General features: G+C 58.0%; 16 protein-coding genes and 1 pseudogene. 10 read left to right on the top strand and 7 right to left on the bottom strand.

Going from position 1 to position 17,315, the window contains the following annotated elements:
* Positions 1-32: 32 nt before the first annotated feature.
* Together C449_RS04890 and C449_RS17410 are read right to left on the bottom strand one after the other, a co-directional pair.
* Positions 33-752, bottom strand: a complete 720-nt coding sequence (locus C449_RS04890; RefSeq protein ID WP_049913900.1) for a hypothetical protein — start codon at positions 750-752, stop codon at positions 33-35.
* Positions 753-870: 118 nt separating this feature from the next.
* Positions 871-1,086 (bottom strand): cation:proton antiporter regulatory subunit, encoded by a 216-nt coding sequence (locus C449_RS17410; protein ID WP_275039165.1) that lies wholly within the window; start codon positions 1,084-1,086, stop codon positions 871-873.
* 597 nt (positions 1,087-1,683) lie between these two features.
* On the opposite strand from C449_RS17410, the gene C449_RS04885 reads away from it, so the two are divergent.
* The 7 genes from C449_RS04885 (at position 1,684) to C449_RS04860 (ending at position 9,533) form a co-directional block, all read left to right on the top strand.
* Positions 1,684-2,406: a ZIP family metal transporter gene (locus tag C449_RS04885; protein ID WP_006076847.1), complete on the top strand. Its 723-nt coding sequence runs from the start codon at positions 1,684-1,686 to the stop codon at positions 2,404-2,406.
* Positions 2,407-2,802: 396 nt separating this feature from the next.
* Positions 2,803-3,126, top strand: coding sequence for a DMT family transporter (locus C449_RS04880; RefSeq protein WP_006076846.1), 324 nt, complete (start codon positions 2,803-2,805; stop codon positions 3,124-3,126).
* A 100-nt stretch (positions 3,127-3,226) separates the two neighbouring features.
* A complete protein-coding gene (locus C449_RS04875; RefSeq protein WP_049913899.1) occupies positions 3,227-6,100 on the top strand; it encodes a bacterio-opsin activator domain-containing protein in 2,874 nt (957 codons plus the stop codon).
* Positions 6,101-6,187: 87 nt separating this feature from the next.
* Positions 6,188-6,334 (top strand): rubrerythrin-like domain-containing protein, encoded by a 147-nt coding sequence (locus C449_RS18810; RefSeq protein WP_006076844.1) that lies wholly within the window; start codon positions 6,188-6,190, stop codon positions 6,332-6,334.
* Between the two features lie 2 nt (positions 6,335-6,336).
* On the top strand, positions 6,337-7,635 hold the full coding sequence (gdhB, locus tag C449_RS04870; RefSeq protein ID WP_006076843.1) for a glutamate dehydrogenase GdhB: 1,299 nt from the start codon (positions 6,337-6,339) through the stop codon (positions 7,633-7,635).
* 94 nt (positions 7,636-7,729) lie between these two features.
* The gene (locus C449_RS04865) at positions 7,730-8,155 is read left to right on the top strand and encodes a universal stress protein (protein WP_006076842.1); all 426 of its coding nucleotides are present in this window, start codon (positions 7,730-7,732) and stop codon (positions 8,153-8,155) included.
* Positions 8,156-8,228: 73 nt separating this feature from the next.
* Positions 8,229-9,533, top strand: coding sequence for a dicarboxylate/amino acid:cation symporter (locus C449_RS04860; RefSeq protein ID WP_049913897.1), 1,305 nt, complete (start codon positions 8,229-8,231; stop codon positions 9,531-9,533).
* 153 nt (positions 9,534-9,686) lie between these two features.
* On the opposite strand, the gene C449_RS04855 is transcribed toward C449_RS04860, so the two are convergent.
* From C449_RS04855 to C449_RS04845, 3 genes are all read right to left on the bottom strand, one after another.
* Complete coding sequence (locus C449_RS04855) at positions 9,687-11,000, bottom strand: IS200/IS605 family transposase (RefSeq protein ID WP_049913896.1); 1,314 nt, start codon at positions 10,998-11,000, stop codon at positions 9,687-9,689.
* A gap of 123 nt (positions 11,001-11,123) precedes the next feature.
* A complete protein-coding gene (locus C449_RS04850) occupies positions 11,124-11,825 on the bottom strand; it encodes a TMEM165/GDT1 family protein (protein WP_006076838.1) in 702 nt (233 codons plus the stop codon).
* Between the two features lie 279 nt (positions 11,826-12,104).
* Positions 12,105-12,806 carry a metal-dependent transcriptional regulator gene (locus tag C449_RS04845; protein WP_006076837.1) on the bottom strand — a complete coding sequence of 234 codons (702 nt, stop codon included), beginning with the start codon at positions 12,804-12,806 and terminating at the stop codon, positions 12,105-12,107.
* Positions 12,807-13,354: 548 nt separating this feature from the next.
* On the opposite strand from C449_RS04845, the gene C449_RS04840 reads away from it, so the two are divergent.
* Positions 13,355-14,533, top strand: a complete 1,179-nt coding sequence (locus tag C449_RS04840; RefSeq protein WP_206536528.1) for an outer membrane protein assembly factor BamB family protein — start codon at positions 13,355-13,357, stop codon at positions 14,531-14,533.
* 64 nt (positions 14,534-14,597) lie between these two features.
* Positions 14,598-15,015 (top strand): annotated as a pseudogene (locus C449_RS04835) (transposase); the annotation flags it as partial.
* Positions 15,016-15,197: 182 nt separating this feature from the next.
* On the opposite strand, the gene C449_RS04830 reads toward C449_RS04835, so the two are convergent.
* The gene (locus C449_RS04830; RefSeq protein ID WP_049913894.1) at positions 15,198-15,593 is read right to left on the bottom strand and encodes a CopG family ribbon-helix-helix protein; all 396 of its coding nucleotides are present in this window, start codon (positions 15,591-15,593) and stop codon (positions 15,198-15,200) included.
* A gap of 103 nt (positions 15,594-15,696) precedes the next feature.
* Here C449_RS04830 and C449_RS04825 point away from each other — a divergent pair, with 103 nt between their 5' ends.
* Positions 15,697-16,491 (top strand): hypothetical protein, encoded by a 795-nt coding sequence (locus C449_RS04825; protein WP_006076833.1) that lies wholly within the window; start codon positions 15,697-15,699, stop codon positions 16,489-16,491.
* A 183-nt stretch (positions 16,492-16,674) separates the two neighbouring features.
* Here C449_RS04825 and C449_RS04820 read toward each other — a convergent pair whose 3' ends face one another.
* The gene (locus C449_RS04820) at positions 16,675-17,271 is read right to left on the bottom strand and encodes an Lrp/AsnC family transcriptional regulator (RefSeq protein ID WP_006076832.1); all 597 of its coding nucleotides are present in this window, start codon (positions 17,269-17,271) and stop codon (positions 16,675-16,677) included.
* Positions 17,272-17,315: the final 44 nt, after the last annotated feature.

Genomic DNA, 17,315 nt, shown 5'->3' with positions numbered 1-17,315 from the left:
GTGTTTGGCTGCCTGGACCACGCTGAGCGGCATTACTCGACATCCCTCACGATGAAGGCTGGTCTGTCTACCTCATCGACGATTCGGGTTGGGACCGCTCCGAGGATACGGTCGCGAAGCGACGGTTTCGTTTCACCGAGGACTAAGAGGTCATACGCCTGCCCGAGTTCGACGATTTCATCGTGGGGGGACTCCTCCTCCGATAGTTGCCAATCGATCCGATCCCGGTCGATTCCCGCCTCCGCAAGTCGGTCGGCGGCTCCTCGTACGAGAAACTCTCCGTGACTCGGATCACTGTCTTCCGCCACGGAATGGAAGAAAGTGGCCGACGCGTCGCTCGTCTGCATGAGGGCCTCGAGGAGTGAGACGATTCGTTCGAGATTCGTGTCGCCACGTATCGGGGCAAGTATCTGTTCAATGTGCTCCGTCTCGCTCAAGACCAGAACCGCATCACAGTCGTACTCATTGGCGACGCGGTCGATAGTGTCCTCTCGGTCGTGGGTGAACACGAGAATGTCCGTGACGTCGATTCCGTTATCCCGGAATCTGTCGGCGGTCTCCTCCAGTGTTGCTTGAGCGTCGGTTTCGTGATCCTGTTTCAGCTGTGCGGGAGCGAGTTGATCCGGTACCGGATAGTACCCGAGCAGGACGACATCGACCGACCGACAGAGATCGACGAGGGGGCGAGCAGGCCGATCGTCGGCCGTAACGTCGACCGGCACGAGTATCGTTGCGCTGTCACCCAGAGGCATGGCTCACTGTTTCCGGTCCAGTCATATTCGCGTTCGGGTTGTAAGCGTTCACGTTACCGCAGTGATTACTCACCCTGATAACTCTTCGACCGCCTTCTACCCCCATGTTCATATCGACTCACGAGACCGCTTCAGTCGACGAGACATCGAACCGCTTCTCGAACTGGTGAACCGCTTCGTCGGTTCCCACAACCACGAGCCGTTCGTCACCTGTGAACTCCCGTTGGGGGTCGATAGTGCTTGAGAACCCGGAATCATCCGTGACAGCGATCACCCGGCAGCCAGTTGTCTCATAGATCCCCGATTCAGCAAGCGTCGAATTCTCCGAGAGAATTAGATCTCCGATATTAACTCAGAGAAAGAAACCATCGTGAGCTGGTGACAATTTTCAGCCGTTCTGGATAAAAAGCGTTTGTACTCGTTCCTCTCATCGGGTCTGTGGAACACGGTGAGGCGAAGCAATCAATAACAATAAAAGATCGAAACAAAGCAGCATCGCTCCTCACATCGTCGCGGTCGTGAATCGTTTCACCCCTTGTGACCGCGCTCGATCTTCCAGCGATACGCATACTCCGTGGGGAGGCCGCACAGATAATGAACGTGAACAACTGGCAGCACGCCTCCTCGTCGTCGACACCGGCGTGGGATCCTGGATCCCATCGTTCGATTCGAGCCACTGGATACGGGTGCAAACGAGACTCGGCGAAATGTCGAGTGACGAGACGATATCGTTCGACAATGTGGGCCGTTTCGTGTTGGAGCGATCGAGACCGAGGCCATATTTACCCACCGCCAGCCCCGATACGGACCCAGGAAGCCACCATCCCCCGCCCGTCCCCGTGCCATCGACCGACCGGCGACGGACATTGAGGCGCTCGTTTGAGGTCAAACCAACCGGATTTATCATGGTTCGATCAGGGGACACAATCGAATGGTCGGGACGCTCGTTCAGGCCCTATCGTACACGATGCTGGCCGTCGTGGCCGCGATGGTCGGGGGCATAGTCGCCGTGTACCGACCTCCAGGGCCGCAGATGGAGAGTAATGTCCAGCATTTCGCAGCTGGCGTCGTCATCGCCGCCGTTGCGGCCGAGCTGTTACCGGACATCCACGACCGAGCGCCGGTCGTAGTCGTCGTCGGGTTCGCTCTCGGGGTTGCGGCGATGCTCGGGATTCATCGGTTGAGCAAGCTCATCGAGAAGCGGGACATCGGCGGGAGCTTCGCGGGCGCTGCGAGCCTGCTCATCACGGTCAGCATCGATATGCTCATCGACGGGGTACTCATCGGCGTCACGTTCCTCACAGAGGCCGCGACGGGCATCCTCATCGCCGTGGCGCTGGCCATCGAGGTGCTCTTTCTGGGCGTCGCTGGCGTCGTCGCGCTGCCCTCCGGTGTCTCCACGCTACGGAAACTCGCGGTTCCAGCGGCATTCGGACTGTTGCTGACGGCGGGCGTAACCATCGGCGTGTTGGCACTGGATGGGGTGACTGGATCTCCCATCGCGGTCATACTCGCGTTCGGGTCGGCGGCCCTACTGTATTTAGTCACCGAGGAACTGCTCGTGAAAGCCCAGAAGGTCCCCGAGACGCCGGTATCGACGACGCTGTTCTTTGTTGGGTTCCTCTCGGTTTTCCTGCTCGACATGCTGCATTAGAGGAGGTGATAACTCGACCGTCTCCCCGCTCTGGCAAGGTGATGCGACAAAGGTTGGTTCTTATCCTGCCAGCCCTCCGGCCCCCTGTGGGCCGTGAGGGTAGTCGTGGCACGGGGCTTATTTTGCACACTAAGAACGAAAAGATCTCTGAGCGGGTGACTCGTACGCAGTAGCGTACAACGCTCTTGTGAAGGAGTTTGTTGGTGGCAATAACGGGATTCGCTCCGAGCCCGTAGAACCCTCGGTTGACCCGCCGAAGGAGCTGCCGCTCTCTCCAGATCAACTCACCGCAGAACAAAATCGCCGGACGGCTCCTATCAACAATGTGTTTCGTGAGAGCGAAAGTTCAATAGCTGTTCCACAACCACTATACCGCGATGCTTGGTCGTTTTCTAGATGGTTTCGGCATGGGTGTACCTCATCGTTGCAGCAGTGTTTGAAACCGGCTGGGCAATCGGCCTTGAGTACTCCGACGGATTCACGAACCTCGTCCCTAGTGTGGCCACGATCGTCTCGATGGCGATCAGCGTGGTGCTGCTAGCGAAGGCAGTCCAGTCGCTCCCAATCGGAACCGCATACGCAGTCTGGACAGGCATCGGGGCCGCCGCAACGGCTATCCTTGGTGTTCTCCTCTTCGACGAATCCTCAAGCGTGGCTCGTTTCGGATTCATCGGACTGATTATCGTTGGCGTCGTCGGTCTCGAAATCACAGGGCACTAACCTACAGAGAGCGATTCAAGCAGTTCTACGCGAAATGACTGTCAATATGGTAGGTTGGGTTCCGGTGTCTTGAACATGGTCGGGACCACATCTTTAGCACATGGCGTCCTCCACAGGTACGTTGGAATCGGCTCATCTGCTTCTCGCTGGAACAGCTGACTGGGTCGCCCCTCTTGCAAACGCGCTCGAAACCCATCGGGGAGCATCGGTCCGGACGGTTGAGACTCTGGATGCCGCAATGTCTGTTCTCGACGAGCATCCGATTGAGTGTGTCATCACCGCACACGAGATAGATGACCAGACAGGACTCGAACTGCTTCGAACGATTCGCAACGAAACAGCGACGCTTCCGGTGGTGCTCTGTACGGCGTCCGGCACCGAAGCTGTCGCCAGTAAAGCGATCGCTGCGGACGTGACCGATTATATCGTCATTTCACCCCCGATTGACGATATCCTAGACGACATCCTAACGCGGCTCACCCGAGCCGTGCGCACATCCCGGCGGACCATCACTCAGCGAGATCGAGCACGACAGTTCGACGCGATCTTTCACGATACCCAAACGGCCACCTGGGTGCTCGACCCGAACGGATCGCTGCAACGGGTCAATCAGAGGGCGCGTGAGATGATCAAACCAGACGCTGACACAATCGTTGGAGAGTCATTCTGGACGCTACCGTGGTGGTCGGAATCCGATGGGACACAAACGACTATCCAGCAAATCGTTGAGCAAGCTATCGCTGGCGAATTCACTCAATCTACCGTCACCCGCGAACCTGAAGATGCTCCGTCACAGACGCTCGAGCTCTCGGTTCGACCCGTTCGGGACGAAACTGAGACGATCGTCTCGATCATCGTTGAAGGGGTAGACATCACCGAGCGAGTTTCGCTTGAACACGAGCTTCGTGAGTCCGAAGAACTCCACCGGATCACGCTCAACAACATGACCGACACGATCCTCATCACCGACGATGCTGGCGAATTCACCTACGTCTGTCCCAATGTTCACTTCATATTCGGTTATACTGCCGACGAGATCAACGACCTCGGCACGATCGACCGCCTTCTCGGCGACGGATTGTTCGACCGGGACGAACTGGGCGACGACGGCGTATTGAAGAACATCGAATGCACGGCCACCGACAAGGCAGGCCGCGAACATACCCTGCTGGTGAACGTACGAGAGGTGTCGATCCAAAATGGAACACTCCTCTACAGCTGTCGCGACATCACAAAGCGCAAACGACGCGAGGAAGCATTGGCCGGGCTTCACAAGACAACGCGCGAACTCCAGTACGCCGAAACCAATCATGAGATAAGCCAACGCGTCGTCGATGATGCAGCCACGGTTCTCGATCTGGATGCGAGCGCCGTGTATCTTTTCGAGGCCGACGAGAACGAGCTTAAGCCGGTCGCCGCTTCAAGCGGGATGGAACGTCTGAACGGACCGCTTCCGACGTTGCGTGCGGACGATGAAACCATCACGGGCCACTGTTTCGTCGAGAACGACACCCGGTTTTTCGCTGACGTCCATGACTCTGACCGTCTCGAGAACCCAGCGACTGACATCCGAAGTGGGGCGTACATCCCGCTCGGTGACCACGGGGTGTTCATCGCCGCCGCTGAAACGGTCGGGCAATTCGACGAGGTACTTCGAGAACTCACTGATCTGCTCGCAGCAACAACTGAGGCCGCCCTTGATCGGGTCAAACGCGAAAGCCAACTCCGGAAGCAGGATCGGGAACTCCAGCAACGAAACAGCCAACTCACCCAGGTCAACGGCATCAACGAGATCATTCGGGAGATCGATCAGGCGCTCGTCCAGGCGGAAACGCGCGAGGAAATCAACCACGCTGTCTGTAATCTGCTGACGACGGAGGAGCGATTCACGTTCGCGTGGATCGGTGAAACCGATCCGATCACCGAGACGCTGGAACCACGAGTCTGGGACGGGGCGGAACAGGGGTATCTGGACAGTACGTCGTTCCCGGTCGGACCAGAGGAGACGGATCCAGCAGGGCGGACTGCAACCACACAGGAAGTACAGTTAGTGTCAAACGTAGCCGATCGACTGCGCGAAGAGCCATGGCGAAAGGAGGCACTCTCGCGTGAGTACCTCTCCGTGCTGAGTGTGCCGCTGGCTTACGATGAATTCAAGTATGGCGTCCTGGCTGTCTACGCAGACACCCCCGATGCGTTCAATGAGATGACCCAGGCTGTGTTCACGGAGCTTGGCGAGACGATCGCCTCGGCGACAAGCGCAGTCGAGCGGAAGAACGCGCTGCTAACCACGTCGAATACGCGCCTTGAGTTCGAGGTACGGGATCCAGCGTTCGTGTTTTCCCGGCTCGCACAACGAGCGGACTGTACTCTCACCTACCAAGGCGGAATTCAGCAAGCTGCCGAGGGGGTGTACGTATTCATCAGTGTGACGGGTGCTACTGTCGAGTCCGTCGTCGCCGCTGCACAGAACCTGGTGTCGATCAACGACGTCCGTCGTATCAGTGATGATGAGGACGAAGCGGTGCTTCGACTCCACCTCTCGCAACCGTTTCTCGCGCGCGATCTTGCCGATCACGGAGTCGTACTTCGAAGCAGCACAGCCGACGGCGAGACCACGACGCTCGTCGTTGATGTCCCGAGTAGCGTCGACGTTCGGCACATACACCAAGTCATCACCGAGACGTTCACGGATATCGAACTCCAATCGAAACAGACAGTCGAACGCGCATCGTCCCGCAATCTTCACGCGGAGTTTTTCGACCGGTTGACGGAACGGCAGTTAGAAGTGCTCCAGACAGCGTACTACAGCGGGTTTTTCGAGTCACCACGCGAAAGCACGGGCGAAGAGGTCGCAGACACCCTCGGAATCTCCCCGCCAGCATTCTATCGGCACGCCAGAACTGTCCAGCGGAAGCTGTTTTCCGCACTGTTCGATGATATCGGAATTCCAGCCGCCGCCACCACAGGATAGATGGGTTCAATAACGAACTCCATATCGAGATCGAGTTTCGTCTTTTAACAAAGCCGCACATTTGCTACTGGTTCGTACTATCCGATAATGGCACGAGATGTCGACTTCGATACTCAGGCTGAAACGCCGTATGAGTGTTTCGAGTGTGGGACGATCGTGATGGCCGAATCGAACCCCGGCCTCTGTGCTGATTGTGGCAGTGAACTACGGAACCGCCTGGTTCCCTTCGAATAACAATGGCCTCAGAATCAACCCAACAAGGACGTGCATCCGAGGAGCCGGCTGATCCGACCGAATTCGAGTCCGCACTGGACACGGCCCGTCGCCAGCTCGCGCGTGCAGCGAGTCACATCGATATCGATCCAAATACGGTCGAGCGACTCAACCATCCAGCGAAGGTTCACGAGGTGTCGGTTCCGCTCGAACGGGATGACGGGACCGTCGAGGTGTTTACCGGGTACCGTGCACAGCACGATAGCGTCCGGGGACCGTACAAGGGTGGCCTTCGGTTTCATCCCGGTGTCAGCCATGACGAGTGCGTTGGGTTAGCGATGTGGATGACGTGGAAATGCGCCGTTCTGGATCTCCCGTTCGGCGGGGCGAAAGGTGGTGTCGTCGCTAACCCAAAGGAACTGAGCTCTGGCGAAGAGGAGCGCCTTACTCGACGGTTCACGCAGGAAATACGAGACGCCATCGGCCCGACCCGGGACATTCCAGCCCCTGATATGGGCACCAACGAACAGACGATGGCGTGGATCATGGATGCTTACAGTATGCAGCAGGCCGAAACCACTCCGGGTGTCGTCACCGGGAAACCACCTGTCGTCGGTGGAAGCTACGGTCGGAGTGAAGCCCCCGGTCGGAGTGTCGCGATCATCACTCGCGAGGTGTGTGACTACTACGACCGCTCGTTAGAGGGAACGACGGTTGCGGTCCAAGGCTTCGGCAGCGTTGGTGCGAGCGCGGCTCGGTTACTCGATGACTGGGGCGCAACTATCGCCGCTGTGAGTGACGTGAACGGTGTCGTCTACGACCTTGATGGACTCGACGTCCAAGCGATCCCCTCACACGATGAAGAACCGGAAGCAGTCACCAAACACGCCGATGACGTCCTGCCGAGCCACGAATTCTTCGAGCTCGATGTGGATGTCCTCATCCCGGCCGCGGTCGGTAACGTCATCACCGAAGCGAATGCCGACGCGATCCAAGCAAGTATCATCATTGAGGGAGCAAACGGCCCGACGACGTCCGCAGCCGATACGATCCTCGACAACCGGGATATCCCTGTCGTTCCAGACATCCTTGCCAACGCTGGTGGCGTGACCGTGAGCTACTTCGAATGGTTGCAAGATATTAACCGCCGGTCGTGGTCGCTCGAACGCGTCAACGACGAACTTGAAAAAGAGATGCTAGCGGCATGGGAGGAAGTTCGGTCGGAAGTCGATGAGCGAGGTGTGTCGTGGCGTGATGCCGCGTACATCGTTGCGCTCTCCCGACTCGCAGAAGCCCACGAAGCACGCGGTCTCTGGCCATAGTGTGGTTCGCTTCCGACACAGACACATCGGCGTAATTCTCACACGTTGAGAATCGCTATCACCCTTGAATAGCACGGATCACCGACTAAAATACATGACAAGACGCGTGCTCGTGCCGGTGGATGAGTTTCTTCAAGCCAAAAAGAGCTTAGCGTACATATTGTCTGAGCATCCGTGTGCTGAGGTAACGGTCCTTCATGTCATCGATTCTGCCGAGGTCAGCCATCTTGCTCCACAAACCTTAGAAAGTGAGCTCAAGAGCTACTACGAAAAAGGCCACGACACGGTGACCTCACTCATTACCGATGTCCAAAGGATGGCTTGTGAGTACGGCGTCAGACTGTCTACCACAACGAAAATTGGTCGCCCCTCTCAAACGATCGTCGACTACGCCGAACAGCACCACATCGATCAGATCGTGATAGACGGTCACGGACATTCAAGTACGGACTATGTCTCTCCGGAGAGTGTCGCTGAAACTGTGGATTGTCGCTCACCAGTACTTGTCACGATCATCTGATCAGTTCGTCATAGATCCCTGCAGATACAGACGGAAAGCGGACCTGTTTGAAGGTGGCAAACTATCTCCGTATATGAATCGTACTCTCGGCTCGCTTTGGAAGCGATATCAGTCGACCCCCCTCGTGTATCGAATCTTCCTCGCGTTCGTCGTGGGCTCAGCGGCAGGTCTCCTCTTCGGCGACCGCATGAGCGTCCTCAGTCCGCTCGGCGATCTCTTCTTGCGATTGCTCAACATGCTGATCGTCCCGATCATCGTGTTCACTCTCCTTACCGGGATCCGCCAGCTTTCCCCGGCCCGACTCGGTCGCATCGGGGGCGCAACGGTTGGTCTGTATGCGCTGACGACCACGATGGCGGGGATCATCGGACTCGTCGTTGCAAACGTTCTCCAGCCGGGTCGAGGCGTCGAGTTCGTCGCCGGAGAGGCCGAGTCCCAGGTCCCACCCACCCTCACCGAAGTCGTCCTCGGGATCGTTCCCACGAACCCAGTAGCGGCGATGGCAGAGGGAAATCTGCTTGCGACCGTATTTTTCGTCATCGTGTTCGGGATCGCGCTTACCTACGTTCGTGCCCGACAGGACGAGTACGCCGAGAGTGTCGATTCGCTGTTCGAGGCCTTCGAGATCGGTGCCGAGGCGATGTTCGTGGTGGTGCGCGGCGTGCTCGAGTACGGCGTCATCGGTGTGTTTGCCCTGATGGCGGCCGGGATCGGTACTGAAGGGATCGGCGTGTTCTCCTCGCTCGGGATGCTCGTTCTGGCCGTGGCTCTCGCGGTCGTCGCCCAGATCACGATCACCTATCTGTTCGTCCTGATGCAGGTGATTGGCGACGTCTCGCCGATAGCCTTTCTCGCCGGGGCGAGGGATGCGATGGTGACTGCGTTCGCGACTCGCTCTTCCAGCGGGACGCTCCCGGTGACGATGACCAACGCCGAGGAGGACCTCCGGATCGACGAGCGAGTGTACTCGTTCGCCCTCCCGGTTGGCGCTACCGCCAACATGGACGGCGCGGCACTCCGGCAGGCGATCACGGTAATGTTCGCCGCGAACGCGGTCGGACAGCCGCTCATGCTCTCGGAGCAGGTGCTGGTGTTGCTCGTCGCCGTGCTCATCAGCATCGGGACGGCAGGCGTGCCGGGAGCGGGCCTCGTCATGCTCACCGTGGTGCTCAACCAGGTCGGACTTCCCCTAGAGGTCGTCGGCTTCGTCGCCGGTGTGGATCCGATACTCGGCCGGATCGCCACGATGAACAACGTCACCGGTGATCTCGCCGTCGCGACGATCGTCGGGAAGTGGAACGATGCTATCGACCTCGACGAGGGTGTTTGGAGACGAGCACCAACTGGGTTTTCGGAGAGAAGTATATTTGGCGACTAATACTGAATCGATCAAAACTACGAAAGCGTCGGTACTGTCTCTACACGAATCCCGTCGGTGGAACTATACACTCAGACACGATTAGCGCAACAACTCAATTTCAGCCTGGTGATGGTAGTCAACTCCACCAGCGTGTTGACATCCTCCGCCGGCCTAAAGGCCGGGGAATCCCCGCGATCGGGGTCGGTCACGCTGACCCACCTCGACGGAGGCATCTTGCGGGTTCGTGTGCTCCTCGTTGGGACGGCGAGCGCATGGTGACGCCGACCATCGATGGTCGTCCCACTTGAGGCACACGGGCCGTGCCATCGGCCGTGGTACTGTCGTGTCGCTGTGGCGTCGCAGGAACGTCTCGGACGCCGTGAGGTCCGCGTGGCCCTCGAATCCGCACTCGCAGGTGAGCGTATCGCGGTGCCTGGTAGTCCGACCGGTCGACCCGCAGTTCGGACACTCCCGCGAGGTCCACGCTTCGGAGCGAACTTCGACCGTGATGCCGAACTCCTCGGCGGTGCAAGTAAGTCGGTCGATGAACGCGCGAAACGCCCAGAAGTTGTGCGTCTTCGCGTTCGCCCGAACCGACCACGACGCGGAGAGTACGTCGGTGAGCGCGCCGACGTACACCGCCGAAACCCCCTCGGCGTGGAGGCGCTCGATGAGGTCTCTGGCGAGCGCGTCCATCGCGTGGTCGCGCCGCCGCGTCCGACGCCGGTAGAGACGTCGAATCCGCTCCGACGTGTACCGACCCTCGGCGAGTAGCGATTGTAGCCGAGCGATTTCTCGCGTCGTTTCGCGGAAGCGGTCGAACAGGTCGCGTCCACCGTACAGGAATTGCTGGCCGGTCGAAGTGGTCGCCGCGACGATGTTGTTCGCGCCGATGTCCAGAGCAGCCGTTTCGTCGGCTAATGGTGTGTCCCGTGGAGAACAGTCGCTCACGGGTTGAATGGCCCTGAATCGGTCGTCCAACTCGTCGTAGTACAATTCGAGACGGCCCTGCTTGCCCGACCACTTCGGTTCGCCGCGTACTTCCAAACGGAGGCGCTCGGTGTGGCCGAGTCCGTACTCGTCCTTGAGGTCCGACCCGACCGGGATTTCGAGGCGCGACCGCTCGCCGGTTTCGAGTGTGTACTGGTCGTTGCGGACATAGGTTCGCAATACCCTGCCGTCGTCCTCGTTGCCCCAGTAGCCCGACGGCCCGGCGGCTTCGCCCTTCTCTTTGAGCGAGAAGAAAGATCGCCACGCCTCGCGGTTCTTGCGAATCACCTGCTGGGCGGTCGCGGACCCGAGGACGCCGACGTACCGCTTGCGGTAGTCGTCGGTATCCCACACGGATTCGCCGTCGAAGAACCGTTGACGGCGTTCGTAGGTGAGTTCGTTCCAGAGAGCGGCAGAAGCGTCCAATAGCCGCCGTAGCAACTCGCCGTCCAACTCCGAGCGAGGGGCTACGTCGAAGGTGTTGGAACGCCTCATTGCCGTACCAGAGAATCGACCCCAAACGGCCTAAGTCTATTGGTTTTGGTGGGTGTGGTGGTCCACGAGACGGCCTATCGCTTGGACCCGCACCTAAAGGTGCGGGCGTCCGCTTGCTATATGTCAAGTCAGCAGGGTTGCGACGCCCTCGATGAACGTCTCCCACAGCGAAAACCCGGTTGCGAGGCCGAGTACCGTATCGAACGCGAAGAAGGCGAAGAGCGCCGCCCCCGCGAGGTGAGCCTTCCGTAGATCGAATCGATGAGAGAAGTGGTTGAAGAAGTAGGCGTTTGCGAGGCTTACAGGAATGATAGCGAGCATCTCACCGGCCCAGATCGCAGTCGGATGCGCAGCGTAGTTGCTCGCCAGTGTGATCGTGATCAGCTGGGTCTTGTCACCGAACTCGCCGACAGCCATCATGACGAAGATCGGCAAAAAACCGCCGAGAACGTTCGGGACCTGTCGGTCGAGCACAGGTATTCGAACATCCAGTTCGTTGCCAGCATCGAACGCACCGCCGTCGGTTACCGTAGCGTCGTTTTCCGTGGGTGCTGAGCGGACCAACAGGACAGCGAACAGCGCGAACATTCCCGCTGTCAACAGCGCGAGGACGGTCCCCGAGAGAGCTTGTTGCACCAGCTGTCCGAAGACGACCTCGAGGGCAGTCCATCCCGCGAATGCAGTGCCGGCCGCCGAGACGACGAGCAACGGGTGGTACCGGGTCGAGAGGCCCGCGATGATGAACTGGACCTTCTCGCCAGGCAACACGGCTAGCTGTGCGCCGAAGGCGATCCCGACGACGGCCAGCCACCCCACGTCGCTCACGATACGATCACCCTGGCCGAGCCATTGTTCGTCCCGACATATCTGATAAGAGCATCCTCTACCATGGTATCATTCACCCGTTGTTAGTTTCGATCATGTATCATTTGTCGTAGCAGCTGCTACTGTTGTAGGGTTCGGATATCTTGTTGTCGACTACCTAAACACAGGTTTAGATCAAGCAAACATAAGACTTGGGATAGCACAACACGGCATGTGGGCCAGGTATCGTGCGGGTAGATACTCAGGTACGGCTCTGTTGTCGGGTTGTCGCGGACCGAATCACCCTGCTAACACACTCCCATTATCGGGCTCATCGGGGTCTAGGTCACGGACGCGAACGGTCGCCGCGATCTCCTCGGGCAGCGAAACCGATTCGTCTCCGTCCTCATTCGTGGGCGTGACAGTAACCATCCCGAACGGTGCGATCTCGTTGATTTCGAGTCGCGTGCCGGGCGTGATTCCGGCCTCGGCGAGGTAGTCAAGCACCTCGGAATCGCGGTCGGCCACCTGTGCGACAATTACACTATCGCCTTCTCCGAACTCATAGAGCGGAGCATCGTTCTCTTTGGATTGTTCGAGATCGGCGGTCGGGATCGGCGAGCCGTGTGGGTCGACCGTCGGCTCGTCGAGTGCGGCGGCAAGTTCCGTTTCGAATCGCTCGCTGATGTGGTGTTCGAGTCGGTCGGCCTCGTTGTGAACCTCGGTCCAGTCGTAGTTCAGTTGCTCGGCGAGAAAGAGTTCGAGCAGGCGGTGATGGCGGATCGTCTCGATGGCGAGGAGTTCACCCTCCTCGGTCAGGTGTGACCCCTTGTACTCCTCGCGCTCGATGAGGTCCTGGTCGGCGAGGCGCTTCATCGTCGCGGTCACAGTTGGGGTCGTCACGTCAAGGGCCTCGGCGATCTCTGACGGCGGGACCGGCTCCTCGCCGTCGCTGAGCTGGTAGACCGCCTTGATGTAGTCCTCAGCCTTTGCGCTCGACATACGCCCTATTAGGTGCGTCTAACGGTTAGATGTTATCCTATAGAAGCCAGTAAACCCGACGATCACGGTGCCGAATTCGAGTGTCTCGAGCCCCCTCTGCTGATTAATCGAGACTTGGCGACGCACTTCGAGATAGTCAACCGGGAAGCTTTGGACGATACTGAGTACAGGTCATAGCTAGCTCAAATGCCGCTTGAGGCCACACAAGACCCTTATAACCACCTGTTGACTATCCGAACATGGCAGCACCCACGCGACGCTCGCTTCTCCGCGCCAGCGGCAGTCTGCTCGCAGGCGCTGCGTTGGCAGGCTGTATTGGCGGCGAAACTGGAGACGCCGATCCGACACGAGCGGCGACGGAACCATCCGAATCCGTCGAAACAACCACAGCTGTCGATCGGTTACGGACCTCCACTCGAACTGAAACGTTCCATTCAAGAACGACAGACGAACCCCGAGAGACCACTTCAGAAACAGTAGACGATGAACCACCAGAGACCACGCCAGCGACGGTTGATGATGATTCAGAGTGGACGCCTCAGTGGTCCATGCCTCTCGACGATTGGCAGGTATTAGGACTGGATACTGCCGATAACCGACTGTTCGCGACCTTAAGTGAAAACAACGGCCCCTCAGCAGTCGCGGCTATCGACCCTGCTGAGCAGTCAATCATCTGGCAGATGAAATCCGAGGGAGAGCCAGTCGGAGGTTCTCATGCGTCTTACCAGCGTATCGCCCGCGGCCAGTGGGGAGTGACACTCGCCAATGAAACCGTCTATGCCGTTACTGGCCGCGTGGGGGAACGACGATGGGGTGCCGTCCAGGCACTTGACCAAGCTACTGGTGAGCGTCGTTGGTCGCTCCGACGGAATCGAGAGTTTGCCCTCGCTGGTGTCACCGCCGACCTCGTGGTCGCCACCGGTCTCGAGTTTTCGGAACGGAGAACTGTTAGCCACACAACAACTGGATCACCATTATCGACAGTCGTTTACGGTCTCGATTCAGCTAATGGTAAGGTACGCTGGACGCGTGAGTTCATCGGCGTTCAGGATGTGGCTGTGAACTCCAACGGGGTCTACGTCGCTGTCGCAGACCGTCTCGTGGGCCTTGAACTAGACGGTAAACGACGATTTGCATACGAGTATGGACCAGCCACTAGAGTCGAGGCCGCCACCGAGCGGGTCTTCTATCTCACCGGCAAGGATGCCGCTTCGACTCTCCACGGTGTCGGTCCAAACGGAAGCGTGGACTGGCAGCACGACCTTCCGATACATGAGCTACTGCTCGATGGCAATCGTCTCTATGCTGGCGGTAAGGCAGTTGTCACAGTCGAAACCGACGGCACCATCGTTTGGCGCGACGATACGTATGGCGAGTGGCTCTTGCTCGATCCCGACGGTGATACTCTATACACGCGATCCCGAATACGATCCGACGCGGCCACAGCATACGACGTGGCTGGCAAGAAACGCTGGACGTTCGACCCGCCGTCGAACAACGCTTGGCCTGAGGCTGCAACGAACGACGCTCTAATCGTTTCGGCTATTACAGGTGATACTGCAAATCAACCGTTCCTCACCGTCTATGCGATAAATTCTCAGGGACAGCCGACTGCCTCCCTCGGGAAAGAGACGGTGTTCGATGCAACGGGGCTGAGCGATACAGCATACTTGGCGGATGGGAACTCGGCCACTGGAGACTCGAATCTCCTCGCACTGGACCCGTAAGCCAGGGAATTCGTGATGTTTCGATCAACGCTCATCTCGATGAGTCATCACCCAGCAGTTTCCTAGAGTCACTCGTGACGCGCTCGCCATCGAGCAGCCATGTGGATGATCGCCGACAGTGCGTACGACACGCTGGACTGGTACGATCTCCTGCTGGATGCAGGGGTCGTGCCAATCGCCCCGTACAACTCTCAAAATACTGACGATCCGCTCGATATCGAGTACCGGGTCGAAGACCGCATCGAAAACCACAGCAAGGACGTTCAGCTCAAACGCTCAGTCTTAGACGAGACGTACAACCGCCAGACACAGGTCGAACGGATCAACGATGCGGTCAAGAACTGCGGCCTCGGGCCCGTCCGCGCCCGAGGCCGCACCACGCACGGTCGCAGGTGTTCCTCGCGCTGTGCCTCCGAGTGGTCGTCGCGATCACCAACGACAAACAAGGAAACAACCCGGGCCGCGAGATGCTCACGGCATGAGATGGGTTCTATGACACCCTCATGCGCTCTGGTGTGCATGTCATAGATCGACCTTTGTGACTCCCTGACGGACTTCACGCTCCAGTGACTTCAGCGGGATTCTCATGGAGTCACGCTCTTTCGGTAACGAACTGGTAGCCAACATCTAATGCTGGTTTCTCCCATACCTCGATATCGAGGCGTCACGCCTCCCCATCGCGGATGACCATCACCTTCACGCGACGTACACCGTCGAAGTCGCGGAGCCGGTAGATGAGCTCACGGACTCGTTCGGCGGCCCCGCGACAGAAGAGTGATTCGAGACACCACTCGCCTTGGTGCGTGTGACTCGTGTTGAGGATGACGTCTTGATATCCGTGCTGGACAGCATGAAGCTCCTGTATTACGTCGTGGTGGCGGTAGTCGAAAGCAACGAGTGCGACGACCTCGCCGGTCGTGTCTTCGAGCCGTGAGTGCAACTCGATGTACTCCAGCATCGCCTCTCTGACTGCTCGGGATCGATTCTCAATATCTTCCTCCTTCCATACTCTATCAAACTCTTCGACCACGTCATCGGGGATATTAAAGCTCGTTCGCATGTTGTATTGCCTCGTCGTGCTTGTACAAGATCCCTCTGTATGACGATGCCCCCGTTTCGGTAATAACAACCGTTAATCACGCTCTCGGCGGATACGAAGGTAGATGTTACACACCGAAGCACCTCTGATTCTCCTCGGTGCGATCGCGCTCGGTGCTGTCCACGGCATCGAACCAGGACATGGGTGGCCCGTTGCCGCTGCGTATGCCCTTGATCAAACGAACAAATGGGTACATGGATTCGCGGCGAGTTTCATTCTCGGCGTCGGTCACCTCATCAGCAGTATAGCGATGGTGGGGGTGTTTTTTTATGCAAAAGAGTATTTCAATCTCACGCAGATCAACGACCCGATCACGATACTCGGTGGCGTCCAAATCGGGGGACAAGTCGGTATCGTGGCCGGTGTCTTACTCATTGCCCTCGGCATCCGCGAGTACCGTCACGGTCACTCCCACGAAGGCCACAACCACAAATCCGACCAACCTGACGACCACAGACATTCGCACGACCAGAATCACTCAGACGACCATGGGGGGTTACTTTCCCGTCTGAAAGGATTCCTCCCGTTCATCGGGGGACATTCTCATTCAGACGAGGATCTTGATGGGGCAGCTGAGCGTGGCCTCCTCGGTATCGCGTGGTTCGCATTCGTCCTTGGATTCGCCCACGAGGAGGAGTTCGAGATCATCGCGCTGTGTACCGGGTCGGAGTACTGTCTCGAACTGATGAGTGCCTACGCACTCACAGTACTCGTCGGTATTGTTGGACTGACGATGCTTTTGGTTGCGGGCTACCAGCACTACGAGGAGAAAGTCGAACAGTACACGCCGTACCTTCCAGCGTTCTCTGCCGCCGTTCTCATTATTATGGGTGTCGGGTTTATCACTGGCCTGCTCTAATCCAGATGATGGATTCACAAACCTTACCTCAGGATGTTTCACAAAAATCAATGCCTGGGTAAGAGGATTTCAGCACAGATACCTGGATGACTATCTAAATCATCCTGCCGCTCTGGTATGCAAAACGACTGAGCATCGACGTGGTGTCTGAAGTTTCAATGACCCTCACGGTCCCGGTACTGCTTATTCGTTCGCCACAGTCTGCTGGAGAGAGTCGTACTGCTCTTTGATCTCGCCAGCACATGAAGTACAGCACACTTCGTGGGTACGCTCACCCAGATCGATGGTCTCACCGTCGTCGACAGATTTTCCACAGACGACGCATTCGATTGAAAGCATCTCTTCGTCCAATCGAGGCTCCCAGGTCGACTCGCTGACCAGCCGCACAGTGTAATCTCTGACCTGGTCACCGTCAAGCGTTTCTGAGAGCAGGGTACTAATATCTCGCTCGTTCGCGTGTGCGATGAAGACCACCGTCGCGTCGACCGTCTGAATGACGTGTTCGATGGCCGTCACGTCGGTGAGAGTGTCCGCTACGGTCTCGCCGCTGCCGGGTTCGACATCGAGTTCTACGAGTACTGTCGATCCCTCGATAAGCATCGATCGATCAATGTCAAGCGTGAACCGTTCGATGATCCCCAACTCTTGGAGACGTTCGACCCGGTCTGAGACCGTCGGTGGCGAACGGTCGACTTGTTCCGCGATATCCCGATAGGAGTAACGAGCGTTCTCCATCAGCAACTCGAGAATCTCGTGATCGATATCGTCGATTCCAGTCATGACTGTATGGACGTCGTAACGAGTGATACCTCTTGCCTCCTGAT

The sequence above is a fragment of the Halococcus saccharolyticus DSM 5350 genome, from assembly GCF_000336915.1.
In the GTDB taxonomy this organism is placed as follows: domain Archaea; phylum Halobacteriota; class Halobacteria; order Halobacteriales; family Halococcaceae; genus Halococcus; species Halococcus saccharolyticus.
Note: the sequence above shows the minus strand (reverse complement) of the source record. Positions and strands in the feature narration are given on the sequence as shown.

Excerpts from the sequence above, each read along its gene's own strand:
- C449_RS18810 (WP_006076844.1), top strand. The coding sequence starts at position 6,188 with ATGGCACGAGATGTCGACTTCGATACTCAGGCTGAAACGCCGTATGAG.
- C449_RS04880 (WP_006076846.1), top strand. The coding sequence starts at position 2,803 with ATGGTTTCGGCATGGGTGTACCTCATCGTTGCAGCAGTGTTTGAAACC.
- C449_RS04830 (WP_049913894.1), bottom strand. The coding sequence starts at position 15,593 with ATGCGAACGAGCTTTAATATCCCCGATGACGTGGTCGAAGAGTTTGAT.
- C449_RS04845 (WP_006076837.1), bottom strand. The coding sequence starts at position 12,806 with ATGTCGAGCGCAAAGGCTGAGGACTACATCAAGGCGGTCTACCAGCTC.
- C449_RS04840 (WP_206536528.1), top strand. The coding sequence starts at position 13,355 with ATGCCTCTCGACGATTGGCAGGTATTAGGACTGGATACTGCCGATAAC.
- C449_RS04885 (WP_006076847.1), top strand. The coding sequence starts at position 1,684 with ATGGTCGGGACGCTCGTTCAGGCCCTATCGTACACGATGCTGGCCGTC.
- C449_RS04820 (WP_006076832.1), bottom strand. The coding sequence starts at position 17,271 with ATGACTGGAATCGACGATATCGATCACGAGATTCTCGAGTTGCTGATG.
- C449_RS04865 (WP_006076842.1), top strand. The coding sequence starts at position 7,730 with ATGACAAGACGCGTGCTCGTGCCGGTGGATGAGTTTCTTCAAGCCAAA.
- C449_RS04890 (WP_049913900.1), bottom strand. The coding sequence starts at position 752 with ATGCCTCTGGGTGACAGCGCAACGATACTCGTGCCGGTCGACGTTACG.
- C449_RS04855 (WP_049913896.1), bottom strand. The coding sequence starts at position 11,000 with ATGAGGCGTTCCAACACCTTCGACGTAGCCCCTCGCTCGGAGTTGGAC.
- C449_RS04875 (WP_049913899.1), top strand. The coding sequence starts at position 3,227 with ATGGCGTCCTCCACAGGTACGTTGGAATCGGCTCATCTGCTTCTCGCT.
- C449_RS04825 (WP_006076833.1), top strand. The coding sequence starts at position 15,697 with ATGTTACACACCGAAGCACCTCTGATTCTCCTCGGTGCGATCGCGCTC.
- gdhB (WP_006076843.1), top strand. The coding sequence starts at position 6,337 with ATGGCCTCAGAATCAACCCAACAAGGACGTGCATCCGAGGAGCCGGCT.
- C449_RS04860 (WP_049913897.1), top strand. The coding sequence starts at position 8,229 with ATGAATCGTACTCTCGGCTCGCTTTGGAAGCGATATCAGTCGACCCCC.